This window comes from Herbiconiux sp. L3-i23 (assembly GCF_023734115.1).
In the GTDB taxonomy this organism is placed as follows: Bacteria; Actinomycetota; Actinomycetes; order Actinomycetales; family Microbacteriaceae; genus Naasia.
The window spans coordinates 1,766,051-1,787,160 of the sequence record NZ_AP025737.1; the positions used below are offsets into that span (position 1 = coordinate 1,766,051).

17 protein-coding genes are annotated in these 21,110 nt (G+C 68.6%); 9 read left to right on the forward strand and 8 right to left on the reverse strand.

Annotated features, from left to right (window positions below; translation table 11 throughout):
- Positions 1-120 precede the first annotated feature (120 nt).
- The gene (locus tag NGH83_RS08340) at positions 121-756 is read left to right on the forward strand and encodes a hypothetical protein (protein WP_251855800.1); all 636 of its coding nucleotides are present in this window, start codon (positions 121-123) and stop codon (positions 754-756) included.
- A gap of 73 nt (positions 757-829) precedes the next feature.
- On the opposite strand, the gene NGH83_RS08345 is transcribed toward NGH83_RS08340, so the two are convergent.
- Positions 830-2,203, reverse strand: a complete 1,374-nt coding sequence (locus NGH83_RS08345) for an RNA polymerase sigma factor (RefSeq protein ID WP_251855801.1) — start codon at positions 2,201-2,203, stop codon at positions 830-832.
- Between the two features lie 332 nt (positions 2,204-2,535).
- Entirely contained in the window at positions 2,536-3,858 is a 1,323-nt protein-coding gene (locus tag NGH83_RS08350) for a nitrate/nitrite transporter (RefSeq protein WP_251855802.1), read from the reverse strand.
- Positions 3,859-3,918: 60 nt separating this feature from the next.
- Here NGH83_RS08350 and NGH83_RS08355 point away from each other — a divergent pair, with 60 nt between their 5' ends.
- Positions 3,919-4,785, forward strand: coding sequence for an SDR family NAD(P)-dependent oxidoreductase (locus tag NGH83_RS08355; RefSeq protein WP_251855803.1), 867 nt, complete (start codon positions 3,919-3,921; stop codon positions 4,783-4,785).
- 11 nt (positions 4,786-4,796) lie between these two features.
- Here NGH83_RS08355 and NGH83_RS08360 read toward each other — a convergent pair whose 3' ends face one another.
- On the reverse strand, positions 4,797-5,711 hold the full coding sequence (locus tag NGH83_RS08360) for a proteasome assembly chaperone family protein (protein ID WP_251855804.1): 915 nt from the start codon (positions 5,709-5,711) through the stop codon (positions 4,797-4,799).
- Positions 5,712-5,801: 90 nt separating this feature from the next.
- On the opposite strand from NGH83_RS08360, the gene NGH83_RS08365 reads away from it, so the two are divergent.
- The 3 genes from NGH83_RS08365 (at position 5,802) to sucB (ending at position 10,490) form a co-directional block, all read left to right on the forward strand.
- The gene (locus NGH83_RS08365) at positions 5,802-7,304 is read left to right on the forward strand and encodes a leucyl aminopeptidase (protein ID WP_251855805.1); all 1,503 of its coding nucleotides are present in this window, start codon (positions 5,802-5,804) and stop codon (positions 7,302-7,304) included.
- A 62-nt stretch (positions 7,305-7,366) separates the two neighbouring features.
- A complete protein-coding gene (gene lpdA / locus NGH83_RS08370) occupies positions 7,367-8,740 on the forward strand; it encodes a dihydrolipoyl dehydrogenase (protein ID WP_251855806.1) in 1,374 nt (457 codons plus the stop codon).
- Positions 8,741-8,840: 100 nt separating this feature from the next.
- Positions 8,841-10,490: a 2-oxoglutarate dehydrogenase, E2 component, dihydrolipoamide succinyltransferase gene (gene sucB, locus NGH83_RS08375; protein ID WP_251855807.1), complete on the forward strand. Its 1,650-nt coding sequence runs from the start codon at positions 8,841-8,843 to the stop codon at positions 10,488-10,490.
- Between the two features lie 89 nt (positions 10,491-10,579).
- On the opposite strand, the gene NGH83_RS08380 is transcribed toward sucB, so the two are convergent.
- Entirely contained in the window at positions 10,580-11,950 is a 1,371-nt protein-coding gene (locus tag NGH83_RS08380; RefSeq protein ID WP_251855808.1) for a protein kinase, read from the reverse strand.
- 129 nt (positions 11,951-12,079) lie between these two features.
- Between NGH83_RS08380 and NGH83_RS08385 the strand changes: the two genes are divergently transcribed.
- Together NGH83_RS08385 and NGH83_RS08390 are read left to right on the forward strand one after the other, a co-directional pair.
- Positions 12,080-12,793, forward strand: coding sequence for a DUF4191 domain-containing protein (locus NGH83_RS08385; protein WP_251855809.1), 714 nt, complete (start codon positions 12,080-12,082; stop codon positions 12,791-12,793).
- An 8-nt stretch (positions 12,794-12,801) separates the two neighbouring features.
- Positions 12,802-13,173, forward strand: coding sequence for a J domain-containing protein (locus tag NGH83_RS08390; RefSeq protein ID WP_251855810.1), 372 nt, complete (start codon positions 12,802-12,804; stop codon positions 13,171-13,173).
- 21 nt (positions 13,174-13,194) lie between these two features.
- Here the strand turns inward: NGH83_RS08390 and NGH83_RS08395 are convergent, their stop codons facing one another.
- Both NGH83_RS08395 and NGH83_RS08400 read right to left on the reverse strand, forming a co-directional pair.
- Entirely contained in the window at positions 13,195-13,785 is a 591-nt protein-coding gene (locus NGH83_RS08395; RefSeq protein WP_251855811.1) for a dihydrofolate reductase family protein, read from the reverse strand.
- A gap of 96 nt (positions 13,786-13,881) precedes the next feature.
- A complete protein-coding gene (locus NGH83_RS08400; RefSeq protein ID WP_251855812.1) occupies positions 13,882-14,295 on the reverse strand; it encodes an RDD family protein in 414 nt (137 codons plus the stop codon).
- A 135-nt stretch (positions 14,296-14,430) separates the two neighbouring features.
- On the opposite strand from NGH83_RS08400, the gene glnA reads away from it, so the two are divergent.
- Positions 14,431-15,867, forward strand: a complete 1,437-nt coding sequence (gene glnA, locus NGH83_RS08405) for a type I glutamate--ammonia ligase (RefSeq protein ID WP_251855813.1) — start codon at positions 14,431-14,433, stop codon at positions 15,865-15,867.
- A 193-nt stretch (positions 15,868-16,060) separates the two neighbouring features.
- A complete protein-coding gene (locus tag NGH83_RS08410; protein ID WP_251855814.1) occupies positions 16,061-16,537 on the forward strand; it encodes a DUF4160 domain-containing protein in 477 nt (158 codons plus the stop codon).
- A 136-nt stretch (positions 16,538-16,673) separates the two neighbouring features.
- Here NGH83_RS08410 and NGH83_RS08415 read toward each other — a convergent pair whose 3' ends face one another.
- Positions 16,674-17,963 (reverse strand): RES domain-containing protein, encoded by a 1,290-nt coding sequence (locus NGH83_RS08415; protein WP_251855815.1) that lies wholly within the window; start codon positions 17,961-17,963, stop codon positions 16,674-16,676.
- Between the two features lie 123 nt (positions 17,964-18,086).
- Entirely contained in the window at positions 18,087-21,098 is a 3,012-nt protein-coding gene (locus NGH83_RS08420) for a bifunctional [glutamine synthetase] adenylyltransferase/[glutamine synthetase]-adenylyl-L-tyrosine phosphorylase (RefSeq protein ID WP_251855816.1), read from the reverse strand.
- Positions 21,099-21,110: the final 12 nt, after the last annotated feature.

Sequence of the window (21,110 nt, forward strand, 5' to 3'; positions counted from 1 at the left end):
CTCAGGTCGCCCGTAAACGGCCGGCCGCGGCGCCGCTCGCGTGGCGGTCCCGTCGGCTTTGCGGAAGCGCTCGGGCGAGCGTGGGAAGGTGGAAGGTCCACCGACCCGAAGGGAGACCCGATGGCGAAGAAGAAGAAGAAGAACAAGCAGAAGTCCGACGAGGCCGAAGCGGCGAAGCGCAACCAGACCCCCGGCCCGTCTCCGGAAGAGGCCCGCGAGGCCGAGCGTAAGAAGGCCGCGAAGGCCGCCCGTCGGCGCGCGGACGAACTCCGCACGGCGGCGAGAGCGGCCGAGCGGGAGGCGGGCGATCGGGCGGCCGACTTCGAGGCGCTGACCGAGAAGTACCGCAAGAAGCTCACCCGCGCCGAGGACGCGCTGCGTTCGGCGTCCGAGCGCGCCGAGCGCGCGAAGATCGACGCCGAGAAGGCGAGGGACGAGGCTGAGACGCTCGCCGGTCGTGGGCACTCCCCTCGACCCTCCGATTACACGCCGCCGCTACCGACCGTGCCCGAGGACGAAGTGGAGTCGACGCTCGACGCCGGCACCATCGACGCCTCGGCGAGGAATGACTCGGCGCCCTCCACCGACGAGCCGATCGCCGCGCCCGTCGCCCTCCCGCTCCCCCTCCCCGATTCGGAGGACGAGCCGAGCGAGGCGTGGACGGTCGTCCGCCTCCGCGCTCTCGCCCGATCGCGCGGAGTGACCGGCAGCGCGAACAAGACGAAGGCGCAGCTCCTCGACGCGTTGCGTAGCTGACCAGCCGAACAAGGGAAGGGCCGGAACCCCGTGAGGAGTTCCGGCCCTTCCCATGTCGGATCGTCGAGTCAGATCACTCGAGGTAGTCGCGCAGCGACTGCGACCGCGACGGGTGGCGCAGCTTCGCCATCGTCTTGCTCTCGATCTGGCGGATGCGCTCACGAGTCACACCGAACGTGTCGCCGATCTGGTCGAGGGTCTTCGGCATGCCGTCGCCGAGACCGAAGCGCATGCGGATGACACCGGCCTCGCGCTCGCTGAGCGAATCGAGGAGGCTCTCGAGCTGCTTCTGCAGCATCGTGAAGCCCACCGCGTCGGCCGGGACGACCGCCTCGGTATCCTCGATCAGGTCGCCGAACTCGCTGTCGCCGTCCTCGCCGAGAGGCGTGTGCAGCGAAATCGGCTCGCGACCGTACTTCTGCACCTCGATGACCTTCTCAGGGGTCATGTCGAGCTCGCGCGACAGCTCCTCGGGCGTGGGTTCACGTCCGAGGTCCTGCAGCATCTGGCGCTGCACGCGGGCGAGCTTGTTGATGACCTCGACCATGTGCACGGGGATGCGGATGGTGCGGGCCTGGTCTGCCATGGCACGGGTGATCGCCTGACGGATCCACCAGGTGGCGTAGGTCGAGAACTTGAAGCCCTTGGTGTAGTCGAACTTCTCGACCGCACGGATGAGGCCCAGGTTGCCTTCCTGGATCAGGTCGAGGAACTGCATCCCGCGGCCCGTGTAGCGCTTCGCGAGCGACACGACGAGGCGGAGGTTCGCGCCGAGCAGGTGGCTCTTCGCGCGCTGTCCGTCCTTCGCGACCCACTTGAGCTCGCGGATGAGCTCCTTCGTCATGCCGTCGGTGTTCGACAGCTTGTCCTCGGCGAACAGTCCGGCTTCGATCCGCATGGCGAGCTCGACCTCTTCGGCCGCGTTCAGCAGGGGGACCTTACCGATCTGCTTCAAGTAGTCCTTGACGGGGTCGGCGGTGGCGCCGGTGATCGCCGTCGAGTAGACGGGCACCTCGTCGTCGTCGTCGACCAGCGAGAGGACGAGCGCACCGGTAGGGAGCTTCTCGTCGGCCTCGACGGTCGCGGCGGGCTTGGCCTCGTCATCGTCATCATCGGACTTCTCGTCCGAGTCGGCCTCGGTGTCGCCCTCCGCTTCGGGAGCGCCCTCCTCGATCTCGTCCTCGACGCCCTCCTCGGGCTCGTCGATCTCGTCCTCGCCGGCCTCGTCGTCGTCGGCGGCCTTCGAGGTCGCCTTCTTCGCGGGCGCCTTCTTCGCCGTCGTCGCCTTCGCGGCGGTCGACTTCGCAGGCGTCTTGGCGGCGGTCTTCGCCGCAGGCTTCTTCGCCGCCGGCTTCCCTTCGACAGGCTCAGGGCGTCGCTTGGTCGTCGTGGCCTCGACCTCGACGGTCTCGGGGTCGGCCACAGCAGCAGTCTTACTAGGGGTCATCGGTGCACCTTTCACTCCGGGGGAAGCGGGGTCGGGCGGATGATTCGACGGACGGCAGTACCCCACCTGTACGGCCTTGTCGTCATGCCTTCGAACCACGATGCCGTCGGCGCCACGGGGCGTTTCCCGCGGCTCGTCCGGCATTTCGGACAGCACTTGGACCCTTGTCAAGTCCCCTCGGTGGTCACGACGGTTCGTGGCCCGAGGACTCGACAGGGTCCTATTCCATTATTGCACGCATCTCAGCCGGCGCATTACCAGCCGGAGGCCTCGCTCGGCAATAGCTCTTCTCTATGAAGACGCCTCTGAGCCGTTCGCGCCGTCCGGCGGGGTCAGCGACTGCGCCGCGACCGCAACTTCCCGAAGAGTGCAACCCACAAGGGGCCAACGGATATTCCCTCTTCGTCGAGCATCAGGCGTCTCGTGCGGTGCCGTGCGCGCACCAGCATGATGACGCCGAAGCCGATGATCGGGAACTGCACGAGCATCGCGAGCCGGAACGAGTCGAGCGCATACAGCTCCGACGGAGCGGTCGCCCCTGGGTGCTGCAGATCGAGGAGCACGCCGACGAGCTGCATGATCACGAAGCTCGCGGTGAAGCCGCCGACGTTGACGATGCCGTTCGCCGAGCCGAGGCGCCGCGCGGGGTTGAAGGTGCGTGCGAAGTCGAAGCCGATCTGCGACGCGGGGCCGCCGATGGAGATGGCGATGACGAGGAGCACGATCAGCCACGCGGGGATGGGCGCCGGCCAGAGCAGGACGGCACCCCACGCGACGGCCATGATGACGACGACGAGCAGTGCGAGACTCGACCGTCTCAACGGATAGCGGACCATGAGGAAGCCGAGCAGCGGTCCGACGAGGATCGCGACGACGACCATCCCGGCGATCATCGCCGAGGCGAAGGCGGGGTCGAGCCCGACGCCGAAGACCATGAACGGGACGCCCCAGAAGAGAGCGAAGACGGTGCCCGGCGCCTGAGTGACGAAGTGCGCCCAGAAGCCGAGCTGGGTGCCGGGTCGGCGGAAGCTCTCGCCGAGGGCGACGAGGGCGCTGCGGAAGTCCGGTGCCCCGGCCGCCGCCTCGTGCACTCCCCTGCCGTTGGAGAGCAGAGCGACGACGAGCACGAACGAGAACACCGCGACGCTCGCCGCCGAGAGGAAGGCCGGCTCCCATCCCGCGGCGTGCAGCACGATCGCGAACGGGATCGCCGACAGCACCTGACCGAACTGGCCGAGGTTCGTGAGCCATTGGGTGACGACCGGCACGTTGCGCCCTGCGAACCAGGTGTTCACGAGCCGCAGGACGGAGATGAAGGTGGCCGCGTCGCCGGCGCCGACGAGCACCCGGCCGACGACGGCCCCGACGAGGTCGGGGGCGAGCGCGACGACGACCTGCCCGATCGCCATCAGGGCGGCGCCGGAGGCGACGAGCGCCTTCGGCCCGAGCCGGTCGACCAGCACCCCGACCGGGATCTGCAGGCCGGCGTAGACGATGAGCTGCAACACGCCGAGCGTCGACAGGGCGGCGGCGCTCGAGGAGAACCGCTCGCTCGCCTCCACGCCCGCCACGCCGAGACTCGAGCGCTGCATGACCGCGGTCACGTAGGCGACGACACCGATGGCGAAGATGATCCAATGGCGCCTCGAGTTCACTCCCCCAACGATAAGTCGTAGGGCCGTCTGCATGAAGGAGGCGGGGCTAGCATCGAGGACGTGGTGGCAGCGAACGGAGCAGGGGGCCCAGTCGTCCTCACCGGAGGGACCCGCGGCATCGGCTCCGCCGCCGCGCTCGAGCTCGCCGCTCGAGGTGTCCCCCTGGTGCTCGGCGTCCGCGACATCGAGCGGGGCCTGACCTCGCGTCGCGCGATCCTCCAGCAGGTGCCCGGCGCCGAGGTCGGCCTGCTTCCCCTCGATCTCGCCTCCCTCGGCTCGGTGCGGGAGTTCGCGGCGATGTACGCCGACGCGTACGGGCCGTGGTCGGCGCTCGTGCTGAACGCGGGAGTGAAGCTGCAGCCGAAGCGCACCCTCACGCCCGACGGGTTCGAGATGCACTTCGGCGTGAACCACCTCGGACACTTCGCCCTCACCGGGCTGCTGCTCCCCGTCGCCGCACCCGAGGCGCGCGTGGTCACCGTCACCTCGATCGCGGCGCGGATGGGGCACATCCTGTTCCATGACCTCCGGTTCGATCACGGCTACCGGCCGTTCCGCGCGTACGCGGCGAGCAAGCGCGCGAACCTCGTCTTCGCGGCGGCGCTGCACCGACGCATCCGCGAGGACGCCCTTCCGTTGCGGTCGATCGCAACGCATCCCGGCTATGCGCTGTCGCGCGAGCAGCTCCGGTCGCCGCTGCACCTCGCAGAACGCGCGTTCGCCCACGACTACGCGGCGGGCGCGGAGACCATCGTCACCGCCGTCACCTCACCGGACCTCGTCGGCGGCGAACTGGTCGCGCCGACGGGACCGATGCAGACCTCGGGATCGCCCGGGGTCGTGCCGACGCCGTCGATCGTCGACGACGAACTACTCGGGGCTCGCCTCTGGCGCATCTCGGGTCAGCTGACCCGCATCCCCTGGTGAGCTGAGCCGGGTCAGCGGTCGTCGTCGTCGCGGCGGCCGGCGAGGAAGCGCTCGAGTTCCGCGGCGATCTCGTCGGCGCTCGGCACCTCGCCCTCCTCGTCGGTGAGCGGCGACGGAAGCGGGTTGCCCTCGACGTAGCTGTCGTGGCGCTCCTCGAGCGTCGACACGAGACGCGCCAGCTCCTCGTTGCCCGCCACCTGGGAGTCGACCTTGCCGAGGAACTCGCGGCTCTCCTCACGGAGGCGGTCGGTCGGGAAGATCAGTCCGGTCGCGGCGCTGATGCTCTCGAGCGCGGTGACCGCGGCGCCGGGGAACTCGGTGTCGGCGAGGTAATGCGGCACGAGCGCGACGAAGCCGGCGACGGGGGCACCGAGCTCCTGCAGCTTCCACTCGACGAGGTGGAGCAGGTTCGCGGGCGCCTGCGTGCGCGGCTTCCAGATCGACATCTGCTCGATGAGCTCTTCACGGTTGCCGCTCACCGTGACCCGCACGGGCCGCGTGTGCGGAACCGGCATGGGGATGGCGTGCACCCAGGTGGTGCTCGCGACCTCGTAGCGCTCGATGAAGCGAAGCACCGCGGCGGCGAAGGCCTCCCAGCGGAAATCGGGCTCGTAACCCGTCAGCAGCAGGAACGGCGCGCCGAGCTCGTCGTGCGCGAGCGACAGCGTGAGAGTCGGCGGCGAGTACTCGGCCAGGTGGTCCTGATCGAAGAGGATCGAGGGGCGGCGCGCCCGGTAGTCGAGCAGTTCGTCGTTGTCGAACAGCACGAGCTCGGTCGTCTCGAGCGTGTCGACGAGGTACTGGCCGAGTTGGGTGACGACACCGCCGGCGTCGGCGAAGCCCGTGAGGCCGGCGACAAGCGGGAGCCCGCGCGGCACCGAATCGGCCGCGGGCGTCAGTTCGTAGAGCTCTTCCGGATCCCGCATGCTTCGATGCTAACGAGCGGTGCACCCCGCGGCGCCGTTGTCCGCTGAAGGCTGAAGGGGGTGCGCCGAGCCGCGTTCTAGGGTTGATGCATGCCTCTGCCCGCGCTGTCCTTCTCCGTCTCCCCCGCCACCGAGATCGTCGCCGACGTCCTCGCCATCGGCGTGCGATCCGTCGACGACTCGCCCGTGCTGCACGCGATCGACGGCGTCGAATCGTTCGCCGCGGTGCTCGAGCCGATCGGCGTCACCGGCAAGGTCGATCAGGTCGTCCGGGTGCCTGCACCCGCAGGCGTCGCCGCGAAGAGCATCGCGTTCATCGGACTCGGATCCGGCGAGGTCACCCCCGATTCGCTGCGCTACGCGGCGGGCTCCTTGACCCGTCAGCTGCGCGGGGCGACGAGCGTCGCGATCGCCCTCCCCGTCGACGACGAGGATGCCGCGCTCGCCGCCCTCGAGGGGGCCGCGATCGGCGCCTACGCCTTCCTCGACTACCGGGTCGACTCGCTCGACGCGGCGCAGCAGCCGGTCGACGACATCACGGTCCTCACCGATCAGGGCTCCGACGAGCTCGTCGCCCGTGCCACCGCGACGGCGACGGCGATGCTCACGGTCCGCGACCTCGTGAACACGCCGCCGAACGACCTGTACCCGGCGAGCTTCGCCGCCCGCGCCGAGGAGCTCGCGCAGGGCCTGCCCGTCGAGATCACCGTCTGGGACGAGGAGCGGCTCGCGGCCGACGGCTTCGGCGGCATCCTCGGCGTCGGTCAGGGATCCGTGCGTCCGCCGCGACTGGTGAAGGTGGTCTGGTCACCCGCGGACGCGACCCGCCACATCGCGCTCGTCGGCAAGGGCATCACCTTCGACAGCGGCGGCCTCAGCCTGAAGCCCGCCGCGTCCATGATCGGCATGAAGTACGACATGACCGGGGCCGCCACCGTGCTCTCGGTCGCACTGGCCGCCGCCCGCCTCGAACTGCCGATCAAGGTCACCGCGTGGCTGTGCCTCGCCGAAAACATGCCGTCCGGCTCGGCGAACCGCCCGAACGACGTGCTGCGCATTCGCGGCGGCAAGACCGTCGAGAACCTGAACAGCGATGCCGAGGGTCGCCTCGTGCTCGCCGACGGCCTCGTCGCGGCGAGCGAGGAGGAGCCCGACGCGATCATCGACGTCGCGACGCTGACCGGTGCCGCCACGGTCGCGCTCGGCACCCGCTATGTCGGCGCGATGGGCGACGAGAAGCTCGTGCGCGAGACGCTCGACGCCGCGAAGACCGCCGGCGAGCCGCTCTGGCACATGCCGCTCCCCGGCGAACTGCGGGCACTGCTCAACTCCGACATCGCCGACATCGCGAACGTCAAGCCGGGCAACACCGCGGGCGGCATGCTGCTCGCCGGGGTGTTCCTCCGCGAGTTCGTCGGCAAGGCCGCGTCGGGCTCCCCCATCCCGTGGGCGCACCTCGACATCGCGGGCGCGGCGAACAACTCGGGCGCGTTCTTCGGATTCACCGGGAAGGGCCCGACGGGGGTCTCCGTGAGGACGCTGATCGCGCTCGTCGAGCAGCACTCGAAGGCGTCGGCCGTCGCCGCGAAGTAGTAGGTTGTTGGAGGCGATTCGCCGCCGCGACCGCCTCCGCCACAAGCGTCAAGGAGCAATGGGTGCCTGAGCAGAACTTCGATCTCGTCGTACTGGGTGGAGGAAGCGGTGGCTACGCCACCGCGCTGCGTGCCGCGGAGCTCGGCATGTCCGTCGCCATGATCGAGAAGGACAAGGTCGGCGGCACCTGCCTCCACCGCGGCTGCATCCCCACCAAGGCTTTGCTGCACTCGGCCGAAGTCGCCGACTCGTCGCGCGACTCCGAGCACTACGGCGTGAAGACCACCTTCGAGGGCGTCGACATCCAGGGCGTCACCGCCTACCGCGAGGGCATCGTCGCGAAGAAGTACAAGGGCCTCCAGTCGCTGGTCAAGGCGCGCGGCATCACCACCATCGAGGGTGAGGGCCGCGTCGTCGGCGGCACCTCGGTGCAGGTCGGCGACCAGACCGTCACCGGCAAGAACCTCGTCCTCGCGACGGGCTCCTACTCGCGCAGCCTGCCCGGCCTCGAGCTCGGCGGCCGCGTCATCACCTCCGAGCAGGCGCTGCAGCTCGACTTCATCCCGAAGACCGTCGCCGTGCTCGGCGGCGGCGTGATCGGCGTCGAGTTCGCGAGCGTCTGGAAGTCGTTCGGCGCCGACGTCACCATCATCGAAGCCCTCCCCCACCTCGTCCCCAACGAGGAGGAGGTGCTGAGCAAGTCGCTCGAGCGCGCGTTCCGCCGCCGCGGCATCAACTACAAGCTCGGCATCCGCTTCCAGAGCGTCACTCAGAACGACCAGGGCGTCGTCGTCACGCTCGAGAACGGCGAGACCATCGAGGCGGAACTGCTGCTCGTGGCCGTCGGCCGCGGGCCCGCGACCGCGGGTCTCGGACTCGAGGAGGCGGGCATCGAGCTCGACCGCGGCTTCGTGAAGACCAACGAGCGCCTGCTCACCTCGGTGCCGAACATGTATGCCGTCGGAGACATCGTCTTCGGCCTGCAGCTCGCGCACCGCAGCTTCCAGCAGGGCATCTTCGTCGCGGAGGAGATCGCGGGTCAGAACCCCGTCATCATCGACGAGGCGAACATCCCCCGCATCACCTACTGCGAGCCCGAGGTCGCCTCCGTCGGACTCACCGAGGCGAAGGCCGTCGAGAAGTACGGCGCCGACAAGGTCTCGAGCTACGACTACAGCCTCGCGGGCAACGCGAAGAGCGAGATCATCGGCACCTCCGGCTCGATCAAGGTCGTGCGGGTCAAGGACGGCCCCGTCATCGGAGTGCACGGCATCGGCACCCGCGTCGGCGAGCTCATCGGCGAAGCGCAGCTCGTCGTCGGCTGGGAGGCGTACCCCGAGGACATCGCGCCCTTCATCCACGCGCACCCTACGCAGAACGAAGCCCTCGGCGAGGCGTTCCTCGCGCTCGCGGGCAAGCCGCTGCACGCCCTGTGACCCACAGGGCGGGCGCTCACGCCGCCTGGCTTCCGAGCGCCTCCGAAGCACCTCGACCTAGACTAGAAACACCAGTTCTGCCCCGAAGGGAAAACCTCACATGAGCGAGTCCGTCAACCTCCCCGCACTCGGAGAGAGTGTCACTGAGGGGACGGTGACCCGTTGGCTGAAGAACGTGGGTGACCAGGTCGAGGTCGACGAGCCCCTGCTCGAAGTCTCCACCGACAAGGTCGACACCGAGATCCCGTCGCCGATCGCCGGCGTGATCGAGGAGATCCTCGTCCAGGAGGACGAGACGGTCGACGTGGGAACCGCTCTCGTGCGCATCGGCGACGGCTCCGGCGGAGGCGCTTCCGGCGAGGCGACCCCGCAGCCCACCGAGGAGGCGACCCCCGCCGCCGAGGCTCCGGCCCCGGTCTCCGAGCAGCCCTCGCAGCCGCAGTCGACCGAGTCGTCGACGCAGGAGGCGGGCGCCTCGTACACGAGCCCCACACCCGAAGAGGAGAGCGCCGCACCGCAGCAGGCCCAGCCCGAGCAGGCGCAGCCCGCTCAGCAGCAGCCGGCACAGGAGCAGCCCGCCCAGGGGCAGCCGGCAGAGCAGCAGCAGCCGACCGAGCAGCAGACTCCCCCGGCTCCCGCGGGCGCCGAGGTGCCGTCGGTCGACACCCCTCACACGCAGGAGGGTGCTCCGCAGCAGCAGGCGTCGGTCGACGCCCCTGCACCGGCTCCGGCCCCCGAGGCTCAGGCGCCCAGCCAGCCGGCCCCCGACCACCAGGCCGTTCAGCCGTCGGTGACCGGCACGACCGAGGCTCCGGCTCCGGCATCGAGCGGCGGCTCGCACGCCGGTCCCGCCTACGTGACCCCGATCGTGCGCAAGCTCGCCGGTGAGCGCGGCATCGACCTCGCCAGCCTCTCCGGCTCGGGCGTCGGCGGACGCATCCGCAAGGAGGACGTCCTCGCTGCGGCCGACAAGCCGGCTGCCGCAGCGCCCGCCGCTGCCGCCGCGCCGCAGAAGGCAGCTCCGACCGTGTCGGAGCTGCGCGGAACGACGGTGCCGATGACCCGCCTGCGCAAGGTGGTCGCCGAGCGCGCCGTCGTGTCGATGCAGACGAGCGCCCAGCTCACCAGCGTGGTCGAGGTCGACGTCACCAAGGTCGCCGCCCTCCGCGACAAGGTGAAGGGCTCGTTCCTCGAGAAAACCGGCAACAAGCTCTCGTTCCTGCCGTTCTTCACCCTGGCCGCCGCCGAGGCGCTGCGCACCTACCCGATCATCAACGCGACGATCGACGGTGACAGCATCGTCTACCCCGACACCGAGAACATCTCGATCGCGGTCGACACCGAGCGCGGCCTGCTGACCCCGGTGGTCCGCAACGCCGGATCGCTCGACATCGCCGGTCTCACCGCGCAGATCGCCGATCTGGCCGCCCGCACCCGCGACAACAAGCTGAAGCCCGACGAGCTCGCCGGTGGCACCTTCACGGTGACCAACACGGGCTCGCGCGGCGCGCTCTTCGACACTCCGATCGTGTTCCTTCCGCAGGTTGCGATCCTCGGCACCGGTGTCGTCGTGAAGAAGCCCGTCGTCGTCTCGGTCGACGGCAACGACGCGATCGCGATCCGGTCGACGGTGTACCTGGCGCTCAGCTACGACCACCGCATCGTCGACGGTGCCGACGCCGCACGCTTCCTCGTGCAGGTCAAGAACCGTCTCGAAGAGGCCGACTTCGAGGGCGACCTCGGACTCTGATCCGCGTCGACGACGACTGACCGCGTCAGTCGAAAAGGGCCCGCCGGCTTCCGGCGGGCCCTTTCTCGATCTCCCCGCGCCGCGGTCCGTCAGCCTGCCGTCGTGTCGTCGAAGGTGTCGCGGATGCGCCACCCGTCTGCCCCTCGGACGAGCAGGATCGAGACCTGCTCGCCGGCGATGATCGCGGAGTCGCCGGTGCGCTGCACGAACGGCGCGTCGCCGAGCGCGATCGCCGCGGGCACGGCTCCCCCGTCGGCGATGTCGTCGAGGGTCGCGAGATCGTCGCTGAGCGCGGCGGAGTCGGCGCCGTCGACTCGGGCGAGGCAGTCGGCGTCCGCCGTCTCGAAGCAGAGCCGGCGGGTGCGCAGCAGCTGACGGGCGGCGTCGAGCGGATCGTCGGCACCCCCGAGCTCCGCCGTCGACGTCTCGACATCCGCGGGCGCCTGCGGGACCGTCGGCTCATCCATCGGGCTGGTCGGCGTCTCGACGTCGGCGGCGTCGAGCGACTTCGGTACGGCGGCCGCGTCGGCATCCGACGTGGGGTCACTCTGCGCCGGAACGAGGGTTATCGCGACGATCAGTGCGGCGCCGACTGCCCCCGCTGCGATCCACACGGGCCGTCTGACGGCTCGGAGCGAGGCGAGCAGGGGCCGCGCGACGCCCGCGAGTCCTTCCGCATCGAAGAAGCGGTCGATCAGCCCGCGACGGAGCGTGAGGGCCTCCCCCTCATTCCCGCTGTCTGATCGGACGAGGAACGCGAACGGGTCCGCGCGACCCGCCGGCGCGGTCTGTTCGAATCGGGCCCGTTCTGAGACCGTCCGAGGAGGGGCCGACAGCAGCACGGGAGCAGCGTCGGCGATCTCCGCGAGCGCCCACTCGATCGCGTCGAGGGTCGGTGTCTCGCGTTCGAATCGGCGCAGCGCGTGCTCCGCCCTCGGGGTGGAGGCCAGCAGCAACCGGCAGAGGTCGATCACCGCCTCGATGTCCTCCGACGTGTCGACATCGGGACCGAGTCGGGCGGCGCTCCCGAAACCCGCGAGCACAGGGGTGCCGTCGGAGGCGAGGAGGATGCTCCGCGGTTCGACGCGGCCATGCGCCCACCCGGCCCCGTGCAGCGCCCGGAGCGCACCGATGATCGCCGTCAGCACCGTCACCGCTTCGCCGGGCGCGATGCCGCCGCGGCCGGCGATCAGCTCGCCGAGCGTGCCCCCTGCCAGACGCGGGGTCACGATCGCGGTGCTGCCATCGCTCTGCACAGCGACGTCGGCGAGCGGCAGGAGCGAAGGATGGTCGACCGCGGTCATCACCTGCACCGTCGCCGCGACCTCCGCCGGCGACAAGGCGCGGTCGAGCACCCGGACGACGACGACCCGGTCCTCGTGGTCATGCACGAGCAGCACCCGCGAACGCTCGCCGCCCGTCACCTCGCGGATGACGCGATACCCGCACACGGTCTGCATCGCTCCAGCGTCGCCCCCGCAAGGTCCGATCACCGGAAGCGCGTCACGAACTGGGGGTAACGACGGCGCGCCGCCGACTGGGGAGGACGCGCGCGTCCGGGGAGTCCGCGCGGCGCTATCCTTGACCTCATGGCACGTCCCACCGCTTCGTCGCGCCCGGCAGAGAAGGAGCCCGGTCGCTTCCGGCAGCTCTGGCAGGTCTTCCAGATGACCCGCCGGCTCGACAAGCGGGCGATCCCCTACCTGATCCTCGTCTTCGTGCTGCCGATCCTCGTCGCGATCGGCGTCGGCATCTTCACGGCCGAGGGCAACGGCTTCGTCATCGCCATCTGGATCGTCGCCGGCGTCCTGCTCGGCCTGCTGCTGTTCCTGATCGTGCTCGGCCGTCGCGCCGAACGTGCGGCGTACGGACAGATCGCGGGTCAGCCCGGCGCGGTCGGCGCGGTGCTGCGCAGTTCGCTGCGTCGCGGGTGGCGCGGCAACGAGATGCCCGTCGCCGTCAACCCGAAGACGCAGGACGCCATCTACCGCGCCGTCGGACGTCCCGGCGTCGTGCTCATCGCCGAAGGCCCGAAGAGCCGCACCAACCGGATGCTCGAGGAGGAGCGTCGCAAGGTGGGCCGCGTGCTCCCCAACGTGCCCGTGTCGACCCTCCACGTCGGCCCCGACGCCGGGTCGGTCGAGCTGCACCGCATCAACAGGAGCCTCGGCAAGTTCAAGCGCACCCTGACGCGGGCCGAGGTTGTCGCGGTCAGCAACCGTCTCAGCTCCCTGTCGGGCAACCAGCTGCCCATCCCGAAGGGCATCGACCCTCTGCGGGTGCGCCCGCAACGGATGCGCTGAGGCTCGTCATGACCACGGCGGAAGCGGCTGCCCTCCTCGGGGTGACCGCCGACGCCTCGATCGCCGACGTGCAACACGCCTATCAGCGCGCCGCCCGCCGAACCCACCCCGACCTGATGGGCGGCGACGACGATCCACGCGTCGCGGGCGCTCGTTTCGCAGTGCTGAACGAGGCACGCGACACGCTGCTGCGCTCGCACCCCGTCATCCCGGTGCGCTTCGAGCCGCTGCGGCAGGAGCCGAAGCGGAAGGGCATCGGCGGATCGGTCGTCATCCTGCTGCTGCTCGCCGCGGCGCTCGTCGCGTCGGTGACCCTTGCCGACTCCTACCGCACGCAGACGGTCGAGAACCTGCGCGGCGGGGTCGTCCAGACCCCCTGAGCAGGCCTAGCCCTCGAGTGGTCAGGCGTGCACGACCCGGTAGCTCGCGACCACGATGCCGGTCTTCGACGTGATGCTGCGCTCCACCTCGAGCGCGGCGTAGCTATGGTCGAAGAGCCGCTGCCCCTTTCCGAGCACCACCGGCAGGGTGGTGAGGGTGTAGCTGTCGATGAGGCCCGCCGCCGCGAGTTGACGCACGACGTCGCCGCTGCCGAGGATGACGATGTCGCCGTCCACCGACTCCTTGACGGCACGAACCGCCCCGGTCAGCTCACCCTCGAGCAGGATCGAGTTCGGATGCGGCAGCTCCCGGTTCGGGGTGCGGGAGGCGACGTATTTCGGGGTCGAGCGGAGGATCTCGGTGAACGGGTTCGGCTGATCGGTGCCGAGCCAGTAGCCGACGAGGTCGTCGTACGTTCGCCGCCCGAACAGCAGACCCCCGGTTCGCCCCTCTCCGCTCATCGACGCGGCCGCCGCTTCAGGATCGGCGGCAAGGAAGGGCATCGCCCATCCGCCGAGGTCGAAGCCGTCACGGGTGTCCTCATCCGGTCGCCCGGGTGACTGCATCACGCCGTCCAGGGACACGTTCTCGACTGCGGTGATGGTGGCCATTCGTCCTCCCCGACGGGCGACGCCGGATGCGCCGGACCTCCAGATATACACCGTCCACATACTGGACGGGAAGAGGCGAGTGAGGGAGGCGCCCGGTCAGCGAGTTCGGACGAGGAGGGTGTCGGCGAAGACGTCGTGGAGGCCGCGCTGATCGGCGTCCCAAATGACGGCGGGGATCAGCAGGCAGAGCAGCGCGGTGCGCACGGCGGGACGCCACCAGCCCGCCCATCCCCCGTGGAGTCGGATGACGCGCATCCCGAGGAGCAGGTGCCCGACGCCACCGCCCAGCAGCGTCACGAGCACGATCTGCTCGACGGCGAAGATCGCGAGGCTCGCCCAGTTGGAGCCGAAGAAGAATGCCGCGTAGACGACGTAGCAGAGGGCGAAGTCGATGAGGATGGCCCCGATCCGCCGCCCCGGGCGGGCGATCGACCCGGGACCCGACTCGGGCAGGCCGAGCCGTTCGCCCGGGTAGCGCCCGGGAGATGCGGAGGCACTGGCTGCTGACACCGTCCCACCCTAGTTCTGCCCACGTAACATCCCTGAAACAATGGTGTCACGGTGGCGAAACTGCCTGCGCCTAAGGTCGAGGCGGTTGCACCCACGCAGCCGGTGTCCCTACACGCAGTTATGGAGACGTTCTCTATGTCGCACCCCAAGTTCAGTGACTCCTCCGAGGTGATCAAGTTCATCAAGGACACTGACGTCAAGTTCCTTGACATCCGTTTCACCGATCTTCCGGGTGTGCAGCAGCACTTCAACATCCCGGCTTCCACCGTCGACGAGGAGTTCTTCTCCGTCGGCCAGCTCTTCGACGGCTCCTCGATCCGCGGTTTCGCGAACATCCACGAGTCGGACATGCAGCTCATCCCCGACATCTCGACGGCGTACATCGACCCGTTCCGTGTCGAGCGCACCCTCATCGTCATCTTCGACATCTACAACCCGCGCAACGGCGAGATCTACTCGAAGGACCCGCGTCAGGTCGCCAAGAAGGCAGAGAAGTACCTCGCCTCCACCGGCATCGCCGACACCGCGTTCTTCGCCCCTGAGGCCGAGTTCTACATCTTCGACGACGTGCGCTACGAAGTCACGCAGGGCTCGAGCTTCTACAAGGTCGACTCCGACGAGGCGGCCTGGAACTCCGGCCGCGAAGAGGTCGGCGGCAACCTCGCCAACAAGACCCCCTACAAGGGCGGCTACTTCCCCGTCAGCCCGGTCGACCAGCACGCCGACCTGCGCGACGACATCTCACTGAAGCTGATCGACGCGGGCCTCATCCTCGAGCGCGCCCACCACGAGGTCGGCACCGCCGGTCAGGGTGAGATCAACTACCGCTTCGACACCATGGTGCACGCGGCCGACGACATCCTGAAGTTCAAGTACATCGTCAAGAACGTCGCGAACCAGTGGGGCAAGACGGCGACCTTCATGCCGAAGCCGCTCTTCGGCGACAACGGCTCGGGCATGCACACCCACCAGTCGCTGTGGAACGACGGCACGCCGCTGTTCTACGACGAGGCCGGCTACGGCGGCCTGTCCGACATCGCCCGCTGGTACATCGGCGGCATCCTCAAGCACGCGCCATCGCTGCTCGCCTTCACGAACCCCACGGTGAACAGCTACCACCGTCTGGTCCCCGGCTTCGAGGCGCCCGTCAACCTGGTCTACTCGGCCGGCAACCGTTCGGCGGCGATCCGCATCCCGATCACCGGCACGAACCCGAAGGCGAAGCGCATCGAGTTCCGCGCGCCCGACGCCTCCGGCAACCCGTACCTCGCCTTCGCGGCGCAGCTCATGGCGGGCCTCGACGGCATCAAGCACCGCATCGAGCCGCACGAGCCCGTCGACAAGGACCTGTACGAGCTTCCCCCCGAGGAGGCGAAGAACATCCCGCAGGTCCCCGGCTCGCTGGGCGCGGTGCTCGATGCTCTCGAGGCCGACCACGACTACCTCCTCGAGGGTGGCGTGTTCACGCAGGACCTCATCGACACGTGGATCGACTACAAGCGCGAGAAGGAGATCAAGCCCCTCGCGCAGCGTCCCCACCCGTTCGAGTTCGAGCTGTACTACGGCGTCTGATCCTCCCGGATCGGTCGAAGGCCCCGTCTCCCCTGGGAGGCGGGGCCTTTCCCGTCGCCGAGCTCAACGCCGGGAACCGAAATCATTCGTCTGTCCTAAAGAATGATCCCGATGGTTATGGCTATTGAAGAGCGACTAACGGTGAGATCTGAGTCGGTGCAGTGCTGCTGCCCTTGTTCCATAGACTTGGAGCATGCTAGAGGACGACCTTACGCCTTATGAACGGGCCGAGCGGAATCTTAACGAGCCCGCCGGATGGGCGCTCGCCGAAGATGAAGGTCGTTTGGAGGACAGCGACATATTGAGCCGCCTGGTTCGCATGGCGTTGTTCGAGTTCGGAGAGGGGAAAGAAACCTGGCCTGCGGCCTTCGATGAAGAAGGCTTTCTGACCGCTCTGACCGCAGAGGGACGACGTTTCGACGGCGGAATCAGCGTCCACGTTTGGCCGAACGACCATCCGCCACCTCACGTACACATACTGAAAAAGTCAGAGCCGGACAACCACCACCTTAGAATCAGTCTTGAAACTGGCGACCCCTTGGGCGACCTTCCTCCCTGGGTAGATCACAACCAGCTGAAGAGGATCAAAGCGCTCATAGCGAAGCACCATCAACTGCTCGAAGGATGGTGGGAAAAACATCACGAAAAGGCGGTCACCCTCCTTGAGTAGGATCGGCTTCGGGTGAGGCTAGGCTGGAATTGCCTACCGTGGCGCGGCATGTTCGACAAGATTCCCCACTTGCATAACCAACGCTCGGTCGGCCTGATTAACCGGCAACGTCAGAGCTGCCACTACTCGAAGTGCTTCAAACGTCCATAAACATCGGGTCCGGGTCATCAACGTCGCCGAGAAGACCGACCGCGGAGGTCTCGACCACTCGACGCACCCGGTACCTTTTCACGTCGAGCATTGAGAGAGTTAGAGTTGGCGTTGGCGGACCAAACGTTCGCCGCCATAAATCAGAATCTGCAGGGTCGCCATCAGGAGCCGGGTCCGATCGGACGTCGTTACTATTCGCCCACACGAGTATATTCATGCCGTCCTCGCCCTGATTGAGTAAATGACTCTCCCATGCAATACCGTCGAGCGGTTCTGCGGTCGCCCACCGGAAGTATTCGCCGATCACTTGAGTAACCACGTATTCGATCCGTTCTGCACCGGTCAAGGGCACGGACTGCGTGATGCGCTCCACAAAGTCATCGGCGAACCGCGCGAAGAGGTACTCCCTTCGCCGGTGAGTGTCGAAGATACTAGGAAGCTGCGGGCGCTTCGTGAAGTCTAAGATCGTCAGCGGCCGCTGAACCTTGAACCCACCAACCAACGCCTCGTCATAGCGACTGTGTAGGGCAGTCTCCTTCACGGCTAGGTTTGCAGTAGTGGCTCCGTAGAAAAGTCCTACGCCCTCGGGATTCAGACGCCCCGCAGATGCTATTCCTGCGGGCGCCGGGCCGAGATGCTTTGCAGGGTCCTTCCGCGTTCTGTGATCCAGGTCCTCGTCCTCGATCATGCGAGCGCGATACAACGTGTCCCCAACCGCGAGTGTGGTGAACATGCCGTCCTGTACGTAACTATTCAGACCGTCCAAGAAGCGTGATAGGCGAGCCGGGGCCTCCTCGCGCCTCCCGGCGCGCTCCCGCTCAGCCATATACACAAATCGCGTTTCATACTTCACGGTCCTAGCGAAGCTCTCCCAAGAGAACAGAAAGTCTTCATGGAGCTGCGAGCTAACCCACGCTTCCGGCGTCGCGATCGCCTCAGCGATATCACCCGCAACTGCCTCCCATACCGACGGTGCGAAAGCGCCATCAGTCACATCAGCGATGACCTCGTTCGTGTCGTACTGCGACTGATACCCCTCGTGGAAGTACTCGTCGAACCCGTCGTGGTAGAGCCAGGTAGCCGCGTTGAAGACGTGCCGTCCAACTACGTTCATCGAGACAGCGAAGGGTGTTTCGCCTTCTTCAGCGACCCGGCCACAGTATGAGCAGCTACTCCCGGCGAGATCACTCCGAACCAATCCTGCGAGAGCAGCGTCAACTAGGTGATCGAGGCAGATGGTTTCAGCGAGGCCCGTGAAGCCTTCGGGGATGTCCACACGCTGATGTTAGTCACGACTGACGACGGCCTCCGAGCTCGTCCAAAACGCCGATGGGTGCCTCACGGTTTGCAGCGTCTGACCGGCGTGGCAGGGCAGTGGCGGGTCGCGCGGGAGCAATCGTCAGGCGGTCGAGGGGCGGGGGCGCGACTGGACGCCGTAGAAGATGCGCTCGAAGACCGAGCGGGAGCGGCGCGTGACCTTTAAGAAGTCGTCCTCGAGGATCGCGGCGGACCCCGGCGGATACTCCAGTAGGCGCGCGATACCGTCGAGCTGACGCACCTCCGTCGGCAGGATGTCGGAGGTCTTGTTGCTCCACAGCGTCATCGCCGACCGCAGCCGTGACGACAGCAGCCACGCCTCGCGCAGCTTCTCTGCGTCGTCGGAGCTGAGCAGCGCCGCCTCCTCCGCCGCGGTCAGCGCCTGCAGCGTCGACGGGGTGCGAAGCCCGTGCACTCGAGCTCCATGACGCAGTTGCAGCAGCTGCAGCAGCCACTCGACGTCGCTGAGCGTGCCGCGGCCGAGCTTCAGGTGGCGGGCAGGGTCGGCGCCCTGCGGCAGCCGTTCGCTCTCGACCCGCGCCTTGATGCGCTTGATCTCGCGGATCTCTGTCTCGGGCACGTCCTCCGGGTACCGGATGGTGTCGGCCAGCGCGGTGAAGTCGGCGACGAGGCCGTGGTCGCCGGCGACACCGCGAGCACGGAGCAGCGCCTGCGCCTCCCACGTGAGCGACCAGCGGGCGTAGTAGGCCTCGTACGAGCGCAGTGAACGGACGACGGCGCCGTTCTTGCCCTCCGGCCGCAGGCCGAGGTCGAGGTCGAGCGGCAGGCGGTTGTCGGTGGTCAGCCGCTTGATCTCGGCGACGATCTGCTCGGCCTTCGACTGGGCGAGCTCCGGCGCCATGCCCGCGATCGGCCGGTACACGTACATGATGTCGGCGTCGGAGCCGAAGCCGAGCTCCGCTCCCCCGTACCGCCCCATCGCGATCACCGCGAACTCCGGCCACGGTCCGTCCTCGCGCCGGATCGAACGAAGCACGCCCGTGATCACCGCGCTCGTGACCGCGGCGAGGGCCTGCCCCAACTCGTGGATGCGGACAGTGCCGGCGATACTGCCGAGCGCCAAGCGAAGCACCTCGCGCCGACGGGCGGTCCGCAGCGCCGCCGCGGCGGCGTCGCTGGTGGCGTGCCGCGCGACCGTCGCCGTCGTCTCCTCGCGGAGCGCCTCCCAGCTGCGCGGACGCAGGTCGTCGTCGTTCTCGAGCCAGCGTGCCGCCTCGGGGTAGAGCTCGAGGAGGCTCACGACGAACCGGGACGCCGACAGCGCCTCGGTGAGACGCTGGGCCGCCGCCTGCGAATCGCGCAGCATCCGCAGATACCAGTGGGCGTCGCCGAGGCTCTCGCTGATCCGCCGGAACGCGAGCAGGCCGCCGTCGGGATCGGCGCCGTCGGCGAACCACTGCAGCAGCACCGGCAGCAGGGTCCGTTGGATCGCGGCACGGCGGGAGACCCCCGCGGTTAGGGCGGCGATGTGCGCGAGAGCGCCGCGTGGATCCTGGAAGCCGATCACGGCGAGGCGCGCCTCGGCCTGCGCCGACGTCAGGGCGAGTCCCTGCTCGGGCACACGCGCGACCGCCGAGAGCAGTGGCCGGTAGAAGAGGCGCTCGTGCAGGCTCCGCACCGCCGTCTTCGTGCGCTGCCAGCGCAGCACGAGGTCCTCGGCTCCCGACGCGAGCCCGCTCGCACGGGCGAGCACCCGCAGATGCTCGGAGTCGGACGGCATCAGGTGGGTTCGCGACAGCCGCTGCAGCTGCAAGCGGTGTTCGAGCACCCGCAGCAGCCGGTACTCCTCGGCGAACTCCTCCGCCTCGGACCGGCCGATGTATCCTCCCGCCGCCAGCGCGCCGAGCGCACGGAGCGTGCCCCGCTCGCGCACCGTCGGGTCGAGCTGACCGTGCACCAGTTCGAGCAGCTGCACCGTGAACTCGATGTCGCGCAGACCGCCGGGGCCGAGCTTCAACTGCCGGTCGACCTCGTCGGCCGGGATGTTGTCGGTGACGCGGCCGCGCATCCGCTGCACCTGCTCGACGAAACTCTCGCGGCTGGCGCTGCTCCACACCTTCGGCGCGACCGCCTCGACGTAGCGCGCACCGAGCTCGGCGTCACCGGCGAGCGGTCGCGCCTTCAGCAGAGCCTGGAACTCCCAGTCCTTCGCCCAGCGGTCGTAGTAGGCGAGGTGCGACTCGAGCGTCCGCACCAGCGCGCCGTCCTTGCCCTCAGGCCGGAGGTTCGCGTCGACCTCCCAGAGCGGCGGCTCGATCGCGATCTCGTTGATGCCGCGCATCGTGAGCATGGCGAGTCGCGTGGCGGCGGCCATGGCACGCTCGTCGCCGATCGCGGTGTCCGGCACCGCCTGGCCGACGAAGATCACGTCGACGTCGCTGACGTAATTGAGCTCGCGGGCGCCCGCCTTGCCCATCCCGATGACGGCGAGCGAGGTGGAGGCGATCTCCTCGGCGGTGAAGACACCCGGCCCGGCGCCGGCACGGGTCGCGTCGGCGCGCGCGACGGCGAGCGACGCCTCGAGCGCCGCGGCCGCCATGTCCGCGAGGATCTCGGTGACGGTCTGCAGGGCGTCGAGCGACCGAGGCTGGCTGAGATCCCACGCGGCGAGCCGGAGCAGCTGACGCCGATACCGCACCCGCAACGCCACTCGGCCGGCGTCACCGGACACGGTCGCGACACCATTAGCCGCATCGACCGCGGCGAGGAGGTCATCCGTCAGTTCATCGGGTTCCGGCCGACCCGTGTACGGCTCGGTCAGCGCCTCCAACTGCTCGGGGCGGCGCAGCAGGAAGTCCGCCAGCCCCCTCGACGCCCCCAGCACGACGATCAAACGGCTCGCGCTCGCCTCGGACGCGAGCACCGGTTTCATCGGGTCGGGATGCCGGCGCAGGAGCTCGAGCAGCGCTGCGAGGGCGGCGTCCGGGTCGGCGGCGGATCCGAAGAGAGGCAGGAGCGCGTCGGCGGACTCCCCCGTCAGCGACTCGACTTCGAGGAGCCGCTGCTGCACCTCGCCCAACTCGGTGAAACCGAGCCGTGCGAGCTCACTGAGCGTGGCGAGCTCACGTCGCATGATCGACCGAGG

Coding starts and splice junctions, on each gene's coding strand:
- NGH83_RS08420 (WP_251855816.1), bottom strand. CDS start 21,098: ATGCGACGTGAGCTCGCCACGCTCAGTGAGCTCGCACGGCTCGGTTTC.
- NGH83_RS08360 (WP_251855804.1), bottom strand. CDS start 5,711: ATGCGGGATCCGGAAGAGCTCTACGAACTGACGCCCGCGGCCGATTCG.
- NGH83_RS08385 (WP_251855809.1), top strand. CDS start 12,080: ATGGCACGTCCCACCGCTTCGTCGCGCCCGGCAGAGAAGGAGCCCGGT.
- NGH83_RS08410 (WP_251855814.1), top strand. CDS start 16,061: ATGCTAGAGGACGACCTTACGCCTTATGAACGGGCCGAGCGGAATCTT.
- sucB (WP_251855807.1), top strand. CDS start 8,841: ATGAGCGAGTCCGTCAACCTCCCCGCACTCGGAGAGAGTGTCACTGAG.
- NGH83_RS08340 (WP_251855800.1), top strand. CDS start 121: ATGGCGAAGAAGAAGAAGAAGAACAAGCAGAAGTCCGACGAGGCCGAA.
- NGH83_RS08390 (WP_251855810.1), top strand. CDS start 12,802: ATGACCACGGCGGAAGCGGCTGCCCTCCTCGGGGTGACCGCCGACGCC.
- glnA (WP_251855813.1), top strand. CDS start 14,431: ATGTCGCACCCCAAGTTCAGTGACTCCTCCGAGGTGATCAAGTTCATC.
- NGH83_RS08380 (WP_251855808.1), bottom strand. CDS start 11,950: ATGCAGACCGTGTGCGGGTATCGCGTCATCCGCGAGGTGACGGGCGGC.
- NGH83_RS08395 (WP_251855811.1), bottom strand. CDS start 13,785: ATGGCCACCATCACCGCAGTCGAGAACGTGTCCCTGGACGGCGTGATG.
- NGH83_RS08345 (WP_251855801.1), bottom strand. CDS start 2,203: ATGACCCCTAGTAAGACTGCTGCTGTGGCCGACCCCGAGACCGTCGAG.
- NGH83_RS08365 (WP_251855805.1), top strand. CDS start 5,802: ATGCCTCTGCCCGCGCTGTCCTTCTCCGTCTCCCCCGCCACCGAGATC.